The sequence below is a fragment of the Actinoplanes sp. M2I2 genome (assembly GCF_023544445.1).
In the GTDB taxonomy this organism is placed as follows: domain Bacteria; phylum Actinomycetota; class Actinomycetes; order Mycobacteriales; family Micromonosporaceae; genus Actinoplanes.
In genome coordinates, this window is record NZ_JALPVJ010000019.1 from 74,726 (window position 1) to 94,319 (window position 19,594).

Genomic DNA, 19,594 nt, shown 5'->3' on the forward strand with positions numbered 1-19,594 from the left:
AGGAGGGATGCGGCGTGAACTCCGACGAACGGCCGATCGAGGACTCCGTCGTCCGCGATTTCAAGGTCAACCTGTCGTACGGTCGCTATCTGCACCTGGACGAGCTGCTCGGCGCGCAGCACCCGGTGAGTGTGCCCGAGCACCACGACGAGCTGCTGTTCATCCTTCAGCACCAGACCTCCGAGCTCTGGCTCAAGCTCGTGCTGCACGAGCTGCGCGAGGTGACCCGCCGGATCGCCCAGGACGACCTGCGGCCGGCGCTCAAGGGTCTGGCCCGGGTCAAGCACATCCAGCGCACGCTGACCGAGCAGTGGTCGGTGCTGGCCACCCTCACCCCGAGCGAGTACGCCGAGTTCCGCAGCTTCCTCGGCACGTCGTCGGGCTTCCAGTCGTACCAGTACCGCGCGGTCGAGTTCATCCTCGGCAACAAGGACAAGCGGATGCTGTCGCTCTTCGACGACGACGCGGCCGCGCAGTCGCTGCTGGTGGAGGCCCTGGAGGCGCCCAGCGTCTACGACGAGTTCCTGCGCTACCTGCACCGCCACGGCCACGACGTGCCGGTCGAGCTGCTCCAGCGGGACGTCCGGCTGCCGTGGCGCTACCACGAGGATCTGGTCCCCGTCTTCGTCGGCATCTACAGCGACCCGGAGAAGAACTGGGAGGCGTACGAGGCCTGCGAGGAGCTCGTCGACATCGAGGAGAACTTCCAGCTCTGGCGGTTCCGGCACCTCAAGACGGTCGAGCGCACCATCGGCTTCAAGCGCGGCACCGGCGGCTCCAGCGGCGTCGACTTCCTGCGCAAGGCCCTCGACCTGACGTTCTTCCCCGAGCTCTACGCCGTCCGCACCGAGATGGGAGTTCCCAGTTGACCGACCCCGCTGCCCTGGACGCGGCTGACCCGCTGGCCTCGTACCGGGAGGAGTTCCTCACGCCGGACGACTGGGACGTCATCTCCTATCTGGACGGCAACTCGCTCGGCCGCCCGCTCAAGGCCACGGCCGAGCTGATGGCCGAGTTCATCGGCCGGCAGTGGGCCGGCCGGCTCATCCGCGGCTGGAGCGAGGGCTGGCTCGAGTGGCCGCTGACGCTGGGCGACCGGCTCGGCGCGATCGCCCTCGGCGCGGCGCCCGGCCAGACCGTCGTCGCCGACTCGACGACAGTGCTGATCTACAAGCTGGCGCGGGCCGCGGTCGACGCGCGTCCCGGCCGCCGCAAGGTGCTGCTCGACACCGACAACTTCCCGACCGACCGGTACGTCCTGGAGGGCATCGCGGCCGAGCGGGGCCTCACCCTCGAGTGGATCTCCACGTCGCCCGAGGAGGGCATCCACCCGTCCCAGGTCGCCGACGTGATCGACGAGGACACCGCCCTGGTGCTGTTCAGCCACGTCGCGTACCGGTCGGGCTGGCTGGCCGACGCGGCCGCGATCAGCCGGATCGCGCACGACGCCGGCGCGCTGGCGATGTGGGACCTCAGCCACTCGGTCGGCTCGGTGCCGATCGAGCTCGACGCCTGGGGCGCCGACCTGGCCGTGGGCTGCACCTACAAGTACCTCAACGGCGGGCCCGGAGCGCCCGCCTTCGCCTACCTGCGCCAAGGGTTGCAGGAAGAGCTGCGCCAGCCGATCCACGGGTGGATGGGGCACCGGTCGTCCTTCGAGATGGGCCCCGGCTACGAACCGGCCGCCGGATCGCGGGCCCTGCTGAGCGGCACGCCGCCGATCCTGGCCATGGTGCCGCTGCACGCCAACCTGGACATGCTCGAATCGGCCGGGATCGAGGCGGTGCGGGCCAAATCGATGCGGCTGACCGAGTACGCCCTGGAGCTCGCCGACGAATGGCTGGCCCCGCTCGGCATGACCGCCGGGAGCCCGCGTGACCCGGAGCGGCGCGGCGGCCACCTGACCCTGCGCAAGGCCGGGTCGGCCGAGTTGATCGGCAAACTGTGGACCGACGGGGTGATCCCGGACTTCCGGCAGCCGGACGGGCTGCGGATCGGGCCGGCCCCGTTGAGTACCAGCTTCGCCGAGGTCCACCGGGGGTTGTCGGCGCTGCGCGACCTGCTGTGACGGCGTCCTACAGCGCGGACTCCCTCTGGTGGGACGGCGGGTTCCGGAGCGGCGGGACGTTGCGTGTCTCCGGGGACGGCGGCGTCGCTGTGGCGTCGTCGTCCGAGCCGGCCGGGTCCGGCGATCTCGTCCGGCGGCTGCCCGGCACGCTGCTCCCCGGCCTGGTGGACGCGCACGTGCACGCGGCGCTGGTCGACCTGCCCACGCTGCGGGCCGGCGGGCTGGCCGGGGTGTGGGACCTGGGCGGCGTACCGGCGCAGCTCGCCGGCCTGCGGGGCCGTCCCGGGATGCCGCGGCTGCGGTACGCGGGACCGTTCCTGATCCCGCCGGGCGGTTACCCCAGCGACCGGGCCTGGGCGCCGCGCGGCAGCTGGCGCGAGATCCGCTCGGCGGCCGACGGTGCCGAGGCGGTCGAGGAGGTACGGGCCGGCGGGGCGACGCTGGTGAAGGTCACCGCGCACGCCGGTGGCCCGCTGCTGCCACAGCCGACCCTGGCCGCCGTGGTCGCCGCCGCGCACGACGCCGGGCTGCCCGTGGTCGTGCACGCCGAAGGACCGGGCACGGTCGCCGCGGCCGTCGAGGCCGGCGCCGACTGGCTGGCGCACACCCCGTGGACCGAACCACTGGACGCCGGGCTGGCCCGGGAGTGCGCCGCCCGGACCGGATGGATCAGCACGCTGGACATCCACGGCTGGGGCACCCCGACAGCCGAGCTCGGCACCGCCGTCGCCAACCTGCGGCTCTTCCGCTCCTTCGGCGGGCGGGTCCGCTACGGCACCGATCTGGGCAACGGTCCGCTCCCCCCGGCGATCAACCCGCGCGAGATCCGGGGACTGCAGGCGGCCGGTCTCACGCCGGACGACGTCCTGGCCGCCATGACCGAGCACACCGGCGTCTCATGGGTTCCCGGCGGCCTCGATCTCGACCCGGACCGTTTCGCCGACGTGCTCGCGACCGCGCGCGTCCTGTCACCCGGACCGGATCACCGCACTCCATTACGCGGGTCGCAACAGTGATCGCAGCGCGGGGACGAGTTCGTCGAAATCGGCTTTCCGGCCGGTGAAGAACTCCGCGTAGAGGAAAGTGCCGACCATACGGACGTAGAGAAAGGCAAGATGGCTCACGTCGGCGCCGGGCGGCAACTCTCCGGTCAAGCCGGTCTCCCGGAAAACCTCGATCTGATTGCTGACGGCGGTCTCGTGGACCCCACCGGCCGGCGTGAACAATATTCGCGATGCGGCTTCGGCTTCGCGCTTCAGAAAAGCGTCGAGAACAGGCGACCGCAACAGCTCGCCGAAATGCCGCGAGACCTCGATCACGCCGTCGAATCCGCCGGCCGTGCGAGCCGCGCGGGCATCGGCGAACATCGCCTCGGTGAGGGCCCTCAAAATGTCCTCGAGCAGGGCGTCCCGGCTGCCCGCGACCCGATAGAGCGTGGCCCGGCTGATGGCCATCTCACCGGCCAGCGCTTCCATGTCCAATGTCGAGCGAAACAGAAAGTGTTCGACCCCGGCCCGGACGACCTGATCATGACTGACGACACGACGGCTCGTCGCGCCGCCTTCCGCGGGCGCTTTTCCGTCAACCATCCGCAGCCGCCATCACCGTGTACTCGAACCGGGGCTCACTGTAGCAATCTTTCGACCCGGCGTGCAGTTATCTTTGGCCGCTTCCCGTCCATGTCAACTCCTTTGTCCGGATTGGGGTCGCGACATCGAAGGACATCTAAGAGCTTTCCTGCGACCGCCGTCTCACAATTTCCCCCTCGTCTTGTAATACGGATTGACCGGCGTCCAGGATCGGTTCGCCACCATCCGATCCCGCCATCCGCGCGGGCTGACGAGGAGAACCCATGCCCCACACGCAGACCGACCGGCGCCCCCGCCGCCTGCTCCGCGCGCGCAACCTGGTCGGCGCGGCCGCCGCGGTGACGATGGCCGTCGGCGGAATCACCCTGGTGCCCTCGGCCCAGGCGGCGACGAACCCCTTCGAGCGCGGACCCGCGCCCACCCTCTCCAGCATCCAGGCCACCCGCGGGTCGTTCGCGGTCTCGCAGACGAGCGTCTCGTCGCTCACCGCCAGCGGCTTCGGCGGCGGCGACATCTATTACCCGACCAGCACCAGCGCCGGCACCTTCGGCGCGGTGGCGATCGCGCCCGGCTACACGGCTTCCAAGTCGAGCATGGCCTGGCTGGCGCCGCGGCTCGCGTCCCAGGGCTTCGTCGTCTTCAACATCGACACACTGACCCGCTCGGACCAGCCGGCCAGCCGGGGCCGCCAGCTGCTGGCCGCGCTGGACTACCTGACCCAGCGCAGCACGATCCGCACCCGCATCGACGCCACCCGCCTGGCGGTCGTCGGTCACTCGATGGGCGGCGGCGGCACGCTGGAGGCGGCCAAGAGCCGTCCCAGCCTGCAGGCGGCCGTCCCGCTGACCCCGTGGAACACCGACAAGAGCTGGCCCGAGATCCAGACCCCGACCCTGGTGATCGGGGCCGAGAACGACTCGGTCGCGTCGGTCTCGTCGCACGCGATCCCGTTCTACAACAACATGCCGTCGTCGCTGGACAAGGCGTACCTGGAGCTGAACAACGCTTCGCACTTCGCGCCCAACAGCAGCAACACGACGATCGCGCAGTACAGCATCTCGTGGCTGAAGCGCTTCGTCGACAACGACGTCCGGTACGACCAGTTCCTCTGCCCCGCCCCGCGGGTCAGCACCACGATCTCCGAGTACCGCGACACCTGCCCGCACTCCTCCTGACTTTCGCAGTGCAGCTGGCCGCCCCCGGCCCGAGCCGGGGGCGGCTTGACGCGCTCGTCTGCCCCCACCCTTGCCTGGGTCGGGCGGCTTGACGCCCTCGCCTGCCCCCGCCCGCGCGGCTTGACGCCTCGTTCCCGGGTCGAAGGTGTGGTTTTCCCCAGGTGAATTCGGCGGTCAGCTTCATTCTCCGGGCGGCCGCCGATCCCTAGCGTCTTCTGCATGACCTCGACCTATGCGACCGACGGCGGGCTGACAGGCTTCGTCACCGATCTGGTGGAACGCCTCGGCGGGCCCGGAGCCGGTCTGGCAGTGGCCCTGGAAAATCTGTTCCCGCCCATCCCGAGCGAGGTGATCCTGCCGCTGGCCGGCTTCGCGGCCGGGCAGGGCCGGATGAGCCTGATCGGGGCGATCGCCTGGACCACGCTCGGCTCGGTCGTCGGGGCCGTCGCCCTCTATTACGCGGGCGTGCTGCTCGGTCGCGACCGGCTACGCGCGATCGCCGCCCGCCTCCCGCTGATCAAACTCAGCGACATCGATCGCACCGAGGCCTGGTTCCATCGCCACGGGCCCAAGACCGTGCTGCTGGGCCGCATGATCCCGATCTTCCGCAGCCTGATCTCCATCCCGGCCGGCGTGGAGCGCATGTCCCTGCCCGTCTTCCTGCTCTGCACCACCGTCGGCAGCCTCATCTGGAACACCGTCTTCGTCCTGGCCGGCTACTTTCTCGGCGCCAACTGGCACGAGGTCGAGGCCTACGCGTCCACCTTCCAGAAACTGGTGATCGTGGTCTGTGCCGCGGCCGTCGCCACGTTCGTCGCCCTCCGCCTGACTCGCCGCCACCGCGTACGGTGACCACGATGCTTGCTCGGGACGCGCCGCCCTCGCCACCTGCTGCCGGCACCTGCCGGACCCGCACCTCTCCCGCCCCCACCGCCGCGACCCGCTCCTCGCGGGTCGGCCGGGCCGCTCCGCGATGAGCCGGGCGCTTCGGCTGATAGGCCGGGCCGGGCAACCGCTCTCGGTGGTGGCTCTCGGGGCGCTGAGCGGGGTCGCCGGGATCCTGTTCCTGGTCATCGCCGGGCTGGTGTGGCCGACGCGGGCCCGGGACGGCGTGCTCCGGGGCGCCCGGCGCCTCGTCGCGTGGGAACGGCGGCGGCTGTCGCTCCCGCCGGTGCCCATCGACGGGCCGCGGGTGCTGGCCTACCTCGGCGCACGACTCGCCCCGGGGCTCCTCGGGGCGGTCACGTCCGGGTTGCTCGTGGTCGGTCTGGTGCTCGCCGGCATCGTGACCCGGGCCTTCGCCGCCGGGCGGATGAGCGCGTTCGAGGTCGGCGTCCAGGTCTTGATCGGGGGCCTGCTGCTGGCGCTGAACGTCCAGGCCATCGGCAGCGTGCTGCAGCTCGATCGGTGGCTCGCCCGCAGCCTGCTCGAGCCGGGCAGCCGCGAGGAACTCGAGCAGCGCATCACCGAGCTCACCACGACCCGCGCCGGCGTGATGGCGGCCATCGACACGGAACGCCGTCGCATCGAACGCGACCTGCACGACGGCCTGCAGCAAAGGCTCGTCGCGCTCGGCATGACGCTGGGCCGGGCCCGCCGCAGCCGCGACCCCGAGCAGGCTTCCCAGTTGCTCATCCAGGCGCACGACGACGCGACGCGCGCGCTCGCCGAGTTGCGCGAGGTCGCCTGGCGGGTCTACCCCTCGGCGCTCGACGACGGCACCCTCGACGACGCCCTCACCATGGTCGCCCAGCGTTCCGCCGTGCCGGTCCGCATCGACTACCGCCTGGCCGACCGCCCGCCCCCGCCGATCGAGACGGCGCTGTACTTCGTCGCGTGCGAGGGCATCACCAACGCGGCCAAGCACTCCGGCGCTACGGTCATCCACATCGACATCACCGGCAACGCCTCCGAGGTGGACATGCGACTCCGCGACGACGGCAAGGGCGGCGCCGACCCGGGCGGCAGCGGGCTGCAGGGCCTGGCCCGCCGCGTGGCTGCCCTCGACGGCCGCTTCACGCTCGACAGTCCGGGCGGCGCCGGCACCACGATCCGGGTGAGCCTGCCGTGCGCATAGTCCTGGCCGAGGACTCGACCCTGCTGCGCGAAGGACTGGTGCGGCTGCTGGGCGACGAGGGGCACGACGTCGTCGCGGCCGTCGCCGACGCCGATCAGCTGGTCGTCGCGGTCGGCGAGCACCGACCGGACGTGGTGGTCACCGATGTGCGCATGCCTCCCACCAACACCGACGACGGCCTGCGGGCGGCCCTCGAGATCCGCCGCCGGTGGCCCGGCCTGGCCGTGCTGGTGCTGTCGCAGTACGTCGAGAAGCGCTACGCCGCCCAGTTGCTGGCCGACCGGTCGGAGGGGGTCGGCTACGTCCTCAAGGACCGGGTGGCCCAGGTCGAGGACTTCCTCGACGCCCTCGACCGGGTGGCCGCCGGGTCCACCGCGCTCGACCCCGAAGTCGTCCGGCAACTGATGTCGGCCACCGCCCACACCGACCCCTTGAGCCGGCTCACCCTCCGCGAGGGCGACGTCCTGCGCCACATGGCCGAGGGCTACACGAACGCCGCCATCGCCGATCGCCTCCACGTCTCGCAGAGCGCCGTCGAGAAACACATCAACGCCATCTTCGACAAGCTCGGCCTGGCCGACGCCGCCGGATACAGCCGCCGCATCCTGGCCGTCCTGCGCTACTTGGGCATCTGAGTTACCTGGGCATCTGAGCTACCCGAGCATCTGAGCTACCCGATTTTCGTCCAGGTGGTACAGCCGCTGCTCTTGAAGACACCGCCGGGCGTGATGGTGACGACCAGCTGTCCCTGGGCGATCTCGTTGGCGATGATGTTGCTGGAGGCGCCGTCGGCCGAACGGGACCGTTCCCAGTAGCAGTACGCCTTGTTGGCCGACGACCGATAGGTGCCCGGGACGAAGTCCGACCCGACGAAGTAGACGCCGTTGCCGGCGATGGCGGTCCTGGTCGACTTGACGCTCATCGCCGCGGCGGTCACCTTGGTCCACGCCTTGCAGCTGCTGCTCTTGAACACCTTGTCGGTGGGCTTCACATAGACCAGCCGCTGCCCGCCGCCGATGTCGTTGGCGATGATGCTGCTGGTGGCCCCGGTCGCATCGGTCGCCCGCTGCCAGTAACACGAGCTGTTGCCGACGGACCGGTAGACCCCCGCCTGAAAATCCTTGTTCACGACATAGGTGCCGCTCCCGGGAATCGTCGTCTTGGGTACCACAACCGCAGGCCCCTCGACCACCGGTGACGCGCCCGCCGCCACCGGCCACGCAGCCAGGCCCCAGATCACGGACATCACCGCGCCGGCCGCCCGCCTCGCACCCCGCCCACGCATGAGAAACGCGCTCATCTTGCTCCTTTCGCTTCGCAGTTGGCCGGCCCGGGCCGAACCGCACACGGTCGCGGTCGACAGCCCCATTCCGGCCCCGATCAGTCACAACAAACCGGAACCGGCACCGCGCCACCTGACAAACGGCTCGCCTTAGACCCTTCGAGCAGGAGATCGGCGAACGAACGCCGTTCGAATGCGGCACCCAGAACGCAGCAGGGCGCACGTCTCGCCGGGCCGAGCGTCAACTCCAGCGCGTCACGACCCAAGAAGACAGCGGCCCCCACGACTGGTTGTCCGGGAGCAAGCCCTAAGTTGTCGGCTTCTCAGACCGTGAATCAGTCCCGCAAGCCTTGCACCGCCCGCGGACTCCGACAGGTTGCAGAGATGACCAGATACTTGGCTGGTCCGGGCTGCTGTTCGACAACCCGGTGGTCTACTGGATCGGCGGGGGCAGCGGCGGCGGCAAGAGCACCGTCGCCCGGACGGCGCTTGGTGATCGGCTGCGCGCCTCGGGAGCATCGCGAGTGCCAGTGTCGTTCGGCGAGCTCAACCGGTTGGTGTCCGGCGGCCTGCCACCCAGTGCGTATCGGCGCGACGCCTGGTGGAGCAATGAAGGCAATCCAGGCAGCATGCACGGTTAAAGCCGCCTGGGCTGGATAGCCGCCGGCCACGATGCTGCCGTCGACCAGATCGCCCGGGCAAGGTCCCTATACCGGGCACCGCTGAAAGGCGACCGTCAACGCTAAGAGCCTCATCGGATCTGCAGCGCTCCACCGGGCGTCATGACCGCACCAACCGCGATCGCCATCGGCGCGACCCCGGTGAGTTGTTGGTGAGAGGTTCGCGGCGGGCGTCCATTCGAACCGGGCTGCCTCCGGACCTCCCGCCGCCGCAGGGCTTCCGTTGTATTGACGTCTGGCCTGGACGCGCCGAGTCCTACGACTGACCGCACAGCGAAGCCGAGGAGCTGGTCGGCGTCGAGCTCCGGCGGGACACGCAACGACGCAGTCAGCCGGCTATAGCCTTCGTCGGCCGGGCCAGCCAGCCGGCTGGCTGGCTGGCTGGCTGGCTGGCTGGTCGCCTCAGCCAGCCGGTCCGCCTCACGCCGGTCGCCTCAGCCAGCCGGCGCGGCTGACGCCGGTCGCCTCAGCCAACCGACCCGCCTCACGCTGATCAACTCAACCAGCCGGCGCGGCTGACGCCGGTCGCTGAGCCAACCGGCCCGCCTCACGCTGATCAACTCAACCAGCCGGCGCGGCTGACGCCGGTCGCTGAGCCAACCGGCCCGCCTCACGTTGATCGACTCAACCAGCGGCGCGGCTGACGCTGGTCGCTTCGCCGGCCGGGGCGGCGGGATCGCCGGGATGGGGAGACCGCAGCGGTTGAGGCCTGGGCGGCGTACAACAGGGGGATGGGTTTGATCGTGATCACGGGTGCCAGTGGGCGCCTGGGTGGACGGGTGGCTCGGAAGCTGGACGGGCCGAAGCGGCTGCTGGTGCGGGACCGGGCTCGGGCGCCGGACGTCGCGGGGGCCGAGGTGGCCGTGGCGGAGTACCGGGACGGGGAGGCGGTGTGGCGGGCGCTGGAGGGGGCCGAGACGGTCTTCATGGTGTCGGCGGCTGAGACGCCCGATCGGGTCGCCGAGCATCGGAGCTTCGTGGATGCGGCGGCGCGGGCGGGGGTGCGGCGGCTGGTCTACACGTCGTTCGCGGGGGCGGCGCCGGAGGCCGCTTTCACGCTGGCTCGCGATCACTGGGCCACCGAGGAGCACATCCGGCGCAGCGGGCTGGGCTTCACGTTTCTGCGGGACAACCTGTACGCCGACTTCCTGCCGTCCATGGTCGGGGCGGACGGGGTGATTCGCGGGCCGGCGGGGGACGGGCGGGCGGCGGTCGTGGCTCAGGACGACATCGTGGACGCGGCGGTGGCCGTGCTGCGGGATCCGGCGGCGCACGACGGGCGTACCTATGACCTGACCGGGCCGGTCGCGCTGAGCCTGGCCGAGGTGGCCGCGACGATCAGCTCGGTCACCGGGCGGGAGGTCCGCTATCAGGCCGAGTCGCTTTCCGAGGCGTACGCGTCGAGGGCCTCCTACGGCGCGCCCCAGTGGCAGCTCGATGCGTGGGTGAGCACCTACACGGCGATGGCGAAGGGTGAGCTGGCCGCGGTGAGCACGGCCGTCCCGGAGCTCACCGGCCATCCCGCGACCACGCTTGCCGAGCTGCTGAGCCGGGGCGCTGCCGGCTGACTTCCACCCACCGAATATGACATCATTGTTGTCATGTTGGCGGAACGCGGGGCCCTGCTGTACGAGATTCTGCGCACCGTGCGGCCGCTGGTGCTCAACTCGGTCCGGGTGGTCGAGAAGGACCTGGCGGCCGACGGGCTGACGGTGGGCATGCGGGCCGTACTGGAGGTCCTCGCCGAGCTTGGGCCGGCCACCGTGCCGGCGATCGGGGAGCGGCTCGACCTGGCCCGGCAGGGAATTCAGCGGCACGTCAACGACCTGGCTCACCTCGGGCTCGTCGAGGCTCGCGCCAACCCGGCCCATCGTCGCTCCGTGCTCATCGGGCTGACGGCCGCGGGCACGGCGCGATTCGCGCGGATCCGGGACGACGAGCTCGGCCGCCTCGACCGGATGGCCGCCGGGTGTACGACCGACGAGATCGCCACCGCCGTCAAGGTGCTGCGGAGTCTCGGCCGGGACGTGCGGCGCCGGGCCGGGGGCGACCAGTGATCTACCGGCTCACCAGCGAGAACCGCCTGAGGATCGCCGACCTGCTGGAATCGCTCGACGACGAGCAGTGGGAACGGCCGACGCTGTGTGACGGGTGGACGGTACGGCACGTGGCCGCCCACTTCGTGCAGCCGATGCTGGTCGGGTTCGGCCGGTTCCTGCTCACGTCGATCCGCTTCCGCGGGGACACCGACCGCACCGTCGACCATGTCGCCCGCCGACTGGCCCGGCGTCCCCGGCCCGACCTGATCGCCCTGTTGCGAGCCCACGCCGGCGACCGGGTGAATCCGCCCCGCGTCGGGCCGATGGGACCGTTCGCCGAGACGTGCGTCCATCTGCGCGACATCGCCCGCCCGCTGGGGCTGGCCGCCGACGTGCCGGTCGAGCATTGGCGGATCCTGCTCGACTACCTCACGTCGCCCGGCGTGGCCCCGGCGCTGGTGCCACCCGGCCGGCTCGACGGACTCCACCTGGTCGCCACCGACACCGGCTGGAGCGGCGGCGCCGGCGCCCCACTGACCGGCCCGGCCGAGGCGCTCGGCATGGCCGTCACCGGGCGCAGCGCCGCGCTCGCCGACCTGACCGGCCCGGGCGTCGAGCGGCTGGCCCGGCAGATCCGGCCAACCGTCTGAAACCGTCAAGAACAGCCGAGCGAACCCCGCGGCCCCAGCGAAGCGACCGCCGAGCGCCTGACCAGGCACGACCGGGCGGCCCGTCAGGCGGCGTTGATCGGCAGAGGCTCGCGGACGCCGCGGGCCGGGTCGACGGTGTACATGTGGGCCTCGGCCAGGTCGAAATACAGCCCGCTCAGCGTCAGCCGGCCGGCCGCCTCGGCTTCGCGCACGACCGGGTACGTCCGCAGGTTGACCAGTTGCTGGGCGACGTTGGCGGTGACGCAGTGCTCCTCGTCCCCGCAGCCCGAGAAGTCCACGCCGGAGCGGGTCAGCCAGCGGCCCAGCGCCCGGTCGGCCCGGAACCCGCCGGTCATCAGCGCCCGGACGGCGCCGCAGCCGGAGTGGCCGCAGACCGTGATCGTGCGGACCCCCAGCACCTCGACGGCGAACTCGATGGCCGCTCCGACCGAGGCGTCGCCGGTGTCGTGGGGCGGGACGATGTTGCCCACGTTGCGGAGGCAGAACAGGTCGCCGGGGCCGCTCGTCGTGATCAGGTTGGGCACCACGCGGGAGTCGGCGCACGTGATGAACAGCTGCTCGGGCTGCTGGCCGTCGCGGGCCAGGCCGGCCAGGTGCGGGCGGACCAGCGGCGCGACGCTGCGCTCGAACTCGCGGATGCCGGCGCCCATCGCGTCCCGGCGCTGGCGGTCCCGGTCCTGCCACTGCGACCACGAGCCGAATCGCCGGGGTGGCGCTGTCTTGCCGTCACCGAGCCGCCCGCTCGTCGCCCGCGAGAACCACCCGTCGTGGGTTTCCCGCACCGTGACGGTCCCGCCGCCTTTCTCGTACGTCTCCCGCCAGTCGTCGATCACCTGGAAGGCGCCGTGGTCGAGGTAGTCGAGGTGCAGCTCGATCGCGACGCGCTCACCGCCGGGGATCGTGGCCAGCGCGCGAGCCACCCGGCCGGAGCCCACGAAGGCCAGCGTGCCGCTGATCGTGACCGTCCACTCCCCCGGCCCGCCCGCGACGACCCGCGTCTCGCACCGGGCGAGCCGCCAGAGCATGACCAGCACCGCCGTGCCGAGCCCGAGCGCGACCCCGGTCAGCAGGTCGGTCGCGACCACTCCGACCGCGGTGATCAGGTAGGTGGGCAGTTCGCGGTGGCGGATGTAGGTGCGGATCTGGGCCAGGCTGATCAGCCGCAGGCCGACGACGACCAGCACAGCCGCGAGCGCCGCCATCGGGATCGTCTCGAGCAGCGGCGCGCACAGCAGCACGAAGACCGCGATCCACAGGCCGTGCAGGATCGCCGAGGCCCGGGTGCGCGCGCCCGCGGCCACGTTGGTCGAGCTGCGCACGATCACGCCGGTGATCGGCAGGCCGCCGAGCAGGCCGGAGGCGGCGTTGCCGGCGCCCTGGGCGACGAGTTCACGGTTGAGGTCGGCGCGGGGGCCGTCGTGCAGGCGGTCGACGGCGACCGCCGACAGCAGGGATTCGACGCTGGCGACCAGGGCGATGGTGAGCACCGCGACGGCGATCTCGCCGAGCCCGGCGTCCGGCCAGCGCGGGAAGACCATCTCGTCGAGCGGCCGGCCGGGAAGGTCGACGCGTTTGACGTCGGCGCCGATCGCGGCGGCCACGGCGGTGGTGAGGACGACCGCGGCGAGGGCGGCCGGCAGCAGCGAGGTCTTGACCAGGCGGGGCCAGAGCAGCAGGACGGCGATGGTGAGCACGCCGAGCAGCATCGACACGCCGTGGTTGCCGATCACCTGCGCGGGCAGGTCGCGCAGGTTCCTCCAGGCTTCGCTCTGGGCGTCGCCGCCGAGCAGCACGTGGACCTGGCTGAGCGCGATGACCAGGCCGATGCCGGCGAGCATGCCGTGGACGACGGCGGGCGAGAGCGCCAGGGCGGCGCGACCGAGGCGGGCCACCCCGAGCAGGATCTGGACGCCGCCGGCCAGCGCCACGATGGCCGCGGTGGCGGCGAAGCCGTAACTCGCGATGGTGCCGGCGACGATCACGGTGAGCCCGGCCGCCGGACCGCTGACCTGCAGGGGCGCCCCACCGAGCAGGCCCACGACCACGCCGCCGACCACCGCCGCTATGAGCCCGGCGAGCAGCGGCGCGCCCGAGGCGGCGGCGATGCCCAGGGAGAGCGGGATGGCGATCAGGAAGACGACGATCGACGCCGGGACATCGTGCCGGAGGGCCTTCAAGACGGACATTCCGGCAATGTACCGATTCGCCGTTAACTCACCGTTACGGCACGACCGCCCTCAGGCAAGGCACAGCCAACTGCCAGCGAGCGCGCGCAAAGGCAGCGACGCGCAAGGCAGCGACGCGCGAGACGGCGAGCCGGCCGGGAGGTCAGCCGGCCGGTCGAGCGGAGGGTCAGGGCTTCCAGACGTCCTGGTTGGCCTCGTACATCTCGCGGAGGATCGCCGGGACGTCGTAGGTGAGCTTCCACTCCGGGTAGTGCTGCTCGAAGCGGGCCGTACTGCTGATCCACCACTGGTGGTCGCCGGTGCGGGCCTGGTCGACATAGTCGGTGCGCGCCTCGAGGCCGGTGATCTCCTCGGCGATCTTGAACGCCTCGATGTGGCTGCAGTTGGAGAAGCGGCCGCCACCCATGTTGTAGACCTCGGCGACGCGCGGCGCCCGGTGGAAGGCCTCGAACGCGGAGACCAGGTCGTGCGAGTGGATGGCGTCGCGGACCATTTTGCCCTTGTAGCCGTAAATGTGGTACTGCCGCTGCTCCATGACACACCGCATCACGTACGCCAGGAAGCCGTGCAGCTCGGCCGCGGAGTGACCCGGCCCGGTCAGCGTGCCCCCACGGAACACCGCGGTCGGCATGTCGAAGTACCGGCCGTACTCCTGCACCAGAACGTCGGCCGCGACCTTGGACGCGCCGAAGACCGAGTGCATGGTCTGGTCGATCGACATCTCTTCGTCGATGCCGGCGTACCACTGGTGATCTGCAGGCAGCTCGTACCGCGTCTCGTGCTCGATCAGCGGGAGCCGGTTGGGGGTGTCGCCGTAGACCTTGTTGGTCGAGGTGAAGATGAACGGCGCCGACGGGCTGTGCTGCCGCGCGGCCTCGAGCATGTTGAGCGTGCCGACCGCGTTGACGTCGAAGTCGGTGAACGGCTCCTTCGCGGCCCAGTCGTGCGAGGGCTGCGCCGCGGCGTGGATGATCAGGCCGACGTTGCTGCCGAGCTTGGCGAAGAGCGCCGCGATCCCGGCCCGGTCGCGGATGTCGATCTCGTGGTGGGTGTACCGGTCGCCGACCTCCTTGGTCAGGCGGTCCAGGTTCCACTTGGTGGAGCCGTCCTTGCCGAAGAAGTAGCTGCGCATGTCGTTGTCGATGCCGACGACGTCCATGCCGAGCCCGGCGAAGTGCCTCACCGACTCGGAGCCGATCAATCCGGCGGATCCGGTCACCACGACGACACTGCTCATCAAACAACCTCCGGTGAGAGTTCGGCCCGACGTTACAGGGTGTGTGCGAGCGTGGAGTCCACCGCCTGCCGTGTCGTCACAGTCATGCATGGCGCAGGACGGAAACGGGCACGTGACAGATTCGGCACATGTGATGGCAAGGCTCCGACAAGGCAGTGTTGGGCCAGGAGAGGGGCGGTCCCATGACGGAGTCTCTGAGCGTCGCTTCCGGCGGCGCTACGGCGAGCCACGGCCTCGACCTCGGTGTCGAGGAGGAGTTGCACGTCGTCGACCTGGTCACCAGGGAGCTCGTGCCGCGTGCGCAGGAGGTGCTCGACCAGCTCGACCCGACGCATTTCTCGGCCGAGCTGCACCGGTCGGTGGTCGAGACGAACACCCCGGTGGCCACCACCCTGGACGGGCTGCGCGACGCCATCGTGGAGCGGCGCCGGACGGCGATCACGGTCGCCGAGTCGCTCGGGCTCGGCCTGGTCGCCGCGGGCACGGTCCCGCTGGTCGACCTGGAGTCACTCCCGGTGACGCCCACCTCGCGGTACCGGCGGATGCTGGACGACTACCAGATGCTCGCCCGGGAGCAGTTGATCTGCGGCGCCCAGGTGCACGTCGGCGTCCCCGACCGGGACGAAGCGGTCGCGGTGACCCAGCGGGTCGCCTCCTCCCTGCCGGTCCTGCTGTCGCTGAGCACGAGCTCGCCGTACTGGATGGGTGAGGACTCCGGCTATGCCAGCGTGCGATCGCTGGTCTGGCTGCGCTGGCCGACCGCGGGCGACCCCGGCCTGCTCAACAGCGCGGCCGAGTTCGACGAGCTGGTCGCCGACCTGATCGCCTCGGGCACCATCACCGACCCCAAGATGGTCTATTTCGACGTCCGCCCGTCGGCCCACGTGCCCACGGTCGAGCTGCGGGTCACCGACTCCAGCCCGGACGTCGACACGGTCGTGCTGATCGCCGGCCTGTTCCGCGGCCTGGTGCTGCGCGCCCAGCAGGACTACCGGGCGGGCCGGCCGTTCACCCCGACCCGGCCGCCCCTGCACCGCGCCGCGATGTGGCGGGCCGCCCGCTCGGGTCTCGAGGGTGATCTGCTCGACCTGCCGCGCTCGACGCAGCCGGTGCCGGCCGCCATCGCGGTCGAGCGGCTGATCGGCGACCTGCGCCCGCAGCTCGAGGAGCTGGGCGACTGGGAACACGTCTTCGACCTGTCGGTGCACGCGCTGAGCCGGGGCAGTTCGGCCGCCCGCCAGCGCCGGGCCCTGGCCCGCCGTGGCCGCATCTCCGACGTGGTCGACCTCATGGTGGCCGACACGAGGGGCGGCGCGACCGGCATCGGCCCCGAGGGCCAGACCGTCCCGGCCGGGCTGTTCCCCTATGTCGGGACCGGCGACGAGGCCTTCGCCGACGGTGAGACCAACCCGGCGTACGAGGGGATCGTCACGGTCCTGTCGGCGCTCGGCTCGGGGGGCCTGCGCCGCCGGGAGGACGCCCGGGACGACGAGCAGCGCTCGCGGGGCATCACCTTCAGCGTGGCCGGCGAGGCCGCCACCCGCCTGTTCCCCTTCGACCTGGTGCCGCGGATCGTGCCGGCGGCCGACTGGGCGGCGCTGCGGGTCGGGCTGGTGCAGCGGGTCCGCGCGCTCGACCTGTTCATCCAGGACGTCTACGGCGACCGGAACGCCGTCCGGGACGGCATCGTGCCCGAGTGGGTGCTCGACGGGTCGCCCGAGCTGCGGCCGAGCGGCGCCCTGGTGACCCACGAGGGGGTCCGGGCCCAGGTGGCCGGCGTCGACCTGGTGCGCGACGCGGACGGCCGCTGGTGTGTGCTCGAGGACAACCTGCGGGTGCCCTCCGGCATCGCCTACGCCATGCAGAACCGCCGTCTCACCGAGGCCGTGCTGCCCGAGCTGCCCCAGCCGGACGGCCTGATCTCGGTCGAGCGCACCCCCGAGATGCTGCGCCGGGCGCTGCTCGAGTCGGCCCGCCCGGCCGCCGGCGACGACCCGAGGATCGTGGTGCTCAGCCAGGGGCCGGACGACTCGGCCTGGTTCGAGCACCGGATGCTGGCCGAGGACATGGGCGTCCCGGTCGTGCGCAGCACCGAGCTGTTCGTCGACGACAGCCGGGTGTTCCGGCTGCGCGACGGCAAGCGTCACCCGGTCGACGTGATCTATCTGCGGATGGGCGAGGACAGCCTGGTCCACTCCCCCGGCGCCGACGGGATGCCGCTCGGCCCGAGCCTGATCACGGCTCTGCACGCCGACACCGTGGTGCTGGCCAACGCGCTGGGCAACGGCATCGGCGACGACAAGGCCGTGTACGCCTACGTGCCCCAGCTGATCGAGTACTACCTGGGCGAGAAGCCGTTGCTGGCCGACGTGCCCACCTATCTGTGCGGCATCCCCGAGCAGCGGGCCGAGGTGCTCGACCGCCTGGACCAGCTGGTCTGCAAGCCGGTCGACGGCTACGGCGGCGACCGCATCGTGATCGGCCCGCACGCGACCCCGGAGGACCTCGCGGCCGTACGGCGGCAGATCCGCACCGCGCCGCACCGGTGGGTCGCCCAGGAGGTCGTCCAGCTGTCGACCCACCCGGTGTTCGACGGCCACCAGCTCGCGCCCCGGCACGTCGATCTGCGGGCGTTCGTCTTCACCGGCACCGAGTCGGTGGTCGCCCCGGCCGCGCTGACCCGGGTCGCGCCGGCCGGCTCGATGATCGTCAACTCTTCGCGCGGCGGCGGTTCGAAGGACACCTGGTTGCTGGGGTGACAGCCGCGTTACAGCGTGGTGACCTGATCGAAACCGACGACAGGGAGGTTCTTTAATCATGTGCGGAATCGCGGGCGAGCTGCGGTACGACGGACACCTCGCGGACGCCGAGGCGGTCCACCGGATGCTGCCGTGCCTGGAATCGCGCGGACCGGACGGCGAGGGACTCTGGGCGCGCGGACCGGTCGTGCTCGGCCACCGCCGACTCAAGATCATCGACCTGTCCGAGGCCGGCGGTCAGCCCATGATCGACGACGAGCTGGGCCTCTCGCTGGTCTTCAACGGCTGCATCTACAACTACAAGCAGCTGCGGGACGAGCTCCAGGGGTACGGCTACAAGTTCTTCTCCACCTCGGACACCGAGGTGATCATCAAGGCGTACCACCGCTGGGGCGCCGACTGCGTGCAGCACTTCCTCGGCATGTTCGCGTTCGCGATCGTCGAGCACGACAGCGGGACGGTCGTGCTCGCCCGCGACCGCCTCGGCATCAAGCCGCTCTACCTGGCCGAGACCCGGGGCCGGCTGCGGTTCGCGTCGACCCTGCCCGCGCTGCTCGCGGCCGGCGACGTCGACAAGTCGATCGACAAGGTCGCGCTGCAGCACTACATGACGTTCCACTCGGTCGTGCCGGCGCCGCGCACCATCGTCAACGGCGTCCGGAAGCTCCCGCCGGCCACCGTCCGGATCATCCGGACCGACGGCACGTCGACCGAGCGCGTCTACTGGGAGGCGTCGCACGTCCGGCGGACGGACATCGCGGACGCCGAGTGGCCCGAGCTGATCCACGAGAAGCTCAAGGTGGCCGTCGAGCGGCGCATGGTCGCCGACGTGCCGGTGGGCGTGCTGCTGTCCGGCGGCATCGACTCCAGCTACATCGTGGCGCTGCTGGCCGAGCAGGGACAGCGTGGGCTCACGACGTTCAGCATCGGCTTCGAGGCGGCCGGCGGCGAGACCGGCGACGAGTTCGCGTACTCCGACATCGTGGCCAAGCAGTTCGACACTGTGCATCATCAGATCAGAATCGGGAAAGACCGCTTCCTGCCGGCCGTCGACCGCACCGTCGCGGCGATGAGCGAGCCGATGGTCTCGCATGACTGCATCGCGTTCAACCTCTTGAGTGAGGACGTTTCAAAGCACGTTAAAGTCGTACAATCGGGCCAGGGCGCCGACGAGATCCTGGCCGGCTACAGCTGGTATCCGCCACTCGCGAACGTCCCCTTGGACCAGGCCGTCGACGCGTACGCGAAGGAGTTCTTCGACCGCCCGCACAGCCGCCTCGCGCAGCAGCTCAGCCCCGAGTGGCTGATCGGCGAGGACGTCAGCCGGGCCTTCGTCGCCGCGAGCTTCGGCCGGCCCGGCGCCGAGACGGCGGTGGACGCGGCACTGCGGCTCGACTCCCAGGTCATGCTCGTCGACGACCCGGTCAAACGAGTCGACAACATGACTATGGCGTGGGGCCTGGAAGCTCGCGTACCGTTCCTCGATCACGAGTTGGTGGAACTGGCCGCGGCCTGCCCTCCCGCTCTGAAATTGGCGCACGGCGGCAAGGGGGTTCTCAAGGACGCGGCCCGCGGGGTCGTGCCCGACGAGGTGATCGACCGGACCAAGGGATACTTCCCGGTTCCGGGCATCCGGCACCTCGAAGGCGCGATGCTCGACAAGGTCCGCGACGCGCTCTCGGCGCAGGCCGCCCGGGAACGGGGTCTGTTCCGGCAGGAGTACGTGGACTCCCTGCTGGCCGACCCGAACACGCCGCGCACCACGCTCGGCGCCAACCAGTTGTGGCAGCTCGCCCTGCTGGAGATGTGGTTGCAGGACAAGGGAATCTAG

15 protein-coding genes and 1 pseudogene are annotated in these 19,594 nt (G+C 71.0%); 12 read left to right on the forward strand and 4 right to left on the reverse strand.

Annotated features, from left to right (window positions below; all coding sequences use genetic code 11):
• Positions 1 to 14: 14 nt before the first annotated feature.
• From HJC40_RS46345 to HJC40_RS33530, 3 genes are read left to right on the forward strand one after another with little or no spacing between them, the layout of a single operon-like run.
• A complete protein-coding gene (locus tag HJC40_RS46345; protein ID WP_250007388.1) occupies positions 15 to 869 on the forward strand; it encodes a tryptophan 2,3-dioxygenase family protein in 855 nt (284 codons plus the stop codon).
• Positions 866 to 2,068: a kynureninase gene (gene kynU / locus HJC40_RS33525; RefSeq protein WP_250007389.1), complete on the forward strand. Its 1,203-nt coding sequence runs from the start codon at positions 866 to 868 to the stop codon at positions 2,066 to 2,068. Before HJC40_RS46345 ends, kynU begins: the two co-directional genes overlap by 4 nt.
• Positions 2,065 to 3,084 (forward strand): amidohydrolase, encoded by a 1,020-nt coding sequence (locus HJC40_RS33530; protein WP_250007390.1) that lies wholly within the window; start codon positions 2,065 to 2,067, stop codon positions 3,082 to 3,084. The genes kynU and HJC40_RS33530 overlap by 4 nt, the downstream gene beginning before the upstream one ends.
• Here the strand turns inward: HJC40_RS33530 and HJC40_RS33535 are convergent.
• The gene (locus tag HJC40_RS33535; RefSeq protein WP_250007392.1) at positions 3,064 to 3,657 is read right to left on the reverse strand and encodes a QsdR family transcriptional regulator; all 594 of its coding nucleotides are present in this window, start codon (positions 3,655 to 3,657) and stop codon (positions 3,064 to 3,066) included. The genes HJC40_RS33530 and HJC40_RS33535 overlap by 21 nt on opposite strands.
• A gap of 263 nt (positions 3,658 to 3,920) precedes the next feature.
• Between HJC40_RS33535 and HJC40_RS33540 the strand changes: the two genes are divergently transcribed.
• The 4 genes and pseudogenes from HJC40_RS33540 to HJC40_RS33555 all read left to right on the forward strand — a co-directional run bounded on the left by HJC40_RS33540 (position 3,921) and on the right by HJC40_RS33555 (position 7,544).
• A complete protein-coding gene (locus tag HJC40_RS33540) occupies positions 3,921 to 4,832 on the forward strand; it encodes an alpha/beta hydrolase family protein (RefSeq protein ID WP_374273345.1) in 912 nt (303 codons plus the stop codon).
• Between the two features lie 219 nt (positions 4,833 to 5,051).
• Positions 5,052 to 5,666: pseudogene (locus tag HJC40_RS33545) on the forward strand (DedA family protein); the annotation flags it as partial.
• 139 nt (positions 5,667 to 5,805) lie between these two features.
• Complete coding sequence (locus HJC40_RS33550; protein WP_250007394.1) at positions 5,806 to 6,909, forward strand: sensor histidine kinase; 1,104 nt, start codon at positions 5,806 to 5,808, stop codon at positions 6,907 to 6,909.
• Positions 6,900 to 7,544 (forward strand): response regulator transcription factor, encoded by a 645-nt coding sequence (locus HJC40_RS33555; RefSeq protein ID WP_250007395.1) that lies wholly within the window; start codon positions 6,900 to 6,902, stop codon positions 7,542 to 7,544. The genes HJC40_RS33550 and HJC40_RS33555 overlap by 10 nt, the downstream gene beginning before the upstream one ends.
• Before the next feature lie 35 nt (positions 7,545 to 7,579).
• On the opposite strand, the gene HJC40_RS33560 is transcribed toward HJC40_RS33555, so the two are convergent.
• Positions 7,580 to 8,209: a hypothetical protein gene (locus tag HJC40_RS33560; protein WP_250007397.1), complete on the reverse strand. Its 630-nt coding sequence runs from the start codon at positions 8,207 to 8,209 to the stop codon at positions 7,580 to 7,582.
• A gap of 1,393 nt (positions 8,210 to 9,602) precedes the next feature.
• On the opposite strand from HJC40_RS33560, the gene HJC40_RS33565 reads away from it, so the two are divergent.
• The 3 genes from HJC40_RS33565 to HJC40_RS33575 are packed head-to-tail and all read left to right on the forward strand — an operon-like array spanning position 9,603 to position 11,560.
• Positions 9,603 to 10,439: an SDR family oxidoreductase gene (locus HJC40_RS33565; protein ID WP_284044078.1), complete on the forward strand. Its 837-nt coding sequence runs from the start codon at positions 9,603 to 9,605 to the stop codon at positions 10,437 to 10,439.
• Between the two features lie 33 nt (positions 10,440 to 10,472).
• Entirely contained in the window at positions 10,473 to 10,928 is a 456-nt protein-coding gene (locus tag HJC40_RS33570; protein ID WP_250007399.1) for a MarR family winged helix-turn-helix transcriptional regulator, read from the forward strand.
• Positions 10,925 to 11,560 carry a maleylpyruvate isomerase family mycothiol-dependent enzyme gene (locus tag HJC40_RS33575; protein ID WP_250007400.1) on the forward strand — a complete coding sequence of 212 codons (636 nt, stop codon included), beginning with the start codon at positions 10,925 to 10,927 and terminating at the stop codon, positions 11,558 to 11,560. The genes HJC40_RS33570 and HJC40_RS33575 overlap by 4 nt, the downstream gene beginning before the upstream one ends.
• 83 nt (positions 11,561 to 11,643) lie before the next feature.
• Here HJC40_RS33575 and HJC40_RS33580 read toward each other — a convergent pair whose 3' ends face one another.
• Together HJC40_RS33580 and HJC40_RS33585 are read right to left on the reverse strand one after the other, a co-directional pair.
• Entirely contained in the window at positions 11,644 to 13,767 is a 2,124-nt protein-coding gene (locus HJC40_RS33580; protein WP_250007402.1) for a bifunctional SulP family inorganic anion transporter/carbonic anhydrase, read from the reverse strand.
• Between the two features lie 166 nt (positions 13,768 to 13,933).
• Positions 13,934 to 15,004: an NAD-dependent epimerase/dehydratase family protein gene (locus HJC40_RS33585; RefSeq protein ID WP_250007403.1), complete on the reverse strand. Its 1,071-nt coding sequence runs from the start codon at positions 15,002 to 15,004 to the stop codon at positions 13,934 to 13,936.
• A 182-nt stretch (positions 15,005 to 15,186) separates the two neighbouring features.
• Here HJC40_RS33585 and HJC40_RS33590 point away from each other — a divergent pair, with 182 nt between their 5' ends.
• Complete coding sequence (locus tag HJC40_RS33590; protein ID WP_250007404.1) at positions 15,187 to 17,763, forward strand: carboxylate--amine ligase/circularly permuted type 2 ATP-grasp protein; 2,577 nt, start codon at positions 15,187 to 15,189, stop codon at positions 17,761 to 17,763.
• Positions 17,764 to 17,821: 58 nt separating this feature from the next.
• Entirely contained in the window at positions 17,822 to 19,594 is a 1,773-nt protein-coding gene (locus HJC40_RS33595; RefSeq protein WP_250007405.1) for an N-acetylglutaminylglutamine amidotransferase, read from the forward strand.

Excerpts from the sequence above, each read along its gene's own strand:
- HJC40_RS33535 (WP_250007392.1), bottom strand. The coding sequence starts at position 3,657 with ATGGTTGACGGAAAAGCGCCCGCGGAAGGCGGCGCGACGAGCCGTCGT.
- HJC40_RS33540 (WP_374273345.1), top strand. The coding sequence starts at position 3,921 with ATGCCCCACACGCAGACCGACCGGCGCCCCCGCCGCCTGCTCCGCGCG.
- HJC40_RS33550 (WP_250007394.1), top strand. The coding sequence starts at position 5,806 with ATGAGCCGGGCGCTTCGGCTGATAGGCCGGGCCGGGCAACCGCTCTCG.
- HJC40_RS33560 (WP_250007397.1), bottom strand. The coding sequence starts at position 8,209 with ATGAGCGCGTTTCTCATGCGTGGGCGGGGTGCGAGGCGGGCGGCCGGC.
- HJC40_RS33565 (WP_284044078.1), top strand. The coding sequence starts at position 9,603 with ATGGGTTTGATCGTGATCACGGGTGCCAGTGGGCGCCTGGGTGGACGG.
- HJC40_RS33570 (WP_250007399.1), top strand. The coding sequence starts at position 10,473 with ATGTTGGCGGAACGCGGGGCCCTGCTGTACGAGATTCTGCGCACCGTG.
- HJC40_RS33580 (WP_250007402.1), bottom strand. The coding sequence starts at position 13,767 with ATGTCCGTCTTGAAGGCCCTCCGGCACGATGTCCCGGCGTCGATCGTC.
- HJC40_RS33585 (WP_250007403.1), bottom strand. The coding sequence starts at position 15,004 with ATGAGCAGTGTCGTCGTGGTGACCGGATCCGCCGGATTGATCGGCTCC.
- HJC40_RS33590 (WP_250007404.1), top strand. The coding sequence starts at position 15,187 with ATGACGGAGTCTCTGAGCGTCGCTTCCGGCGGCGCTACGGCGAGCCAC.
- HJC40_RS33595 (WP_250007405.1), top strand. The coding sequence starts at position 17,822 with ATGTGCGGAATCGCGGGCGAGCTGCGGTACGACGGACACCTCGCGGAC.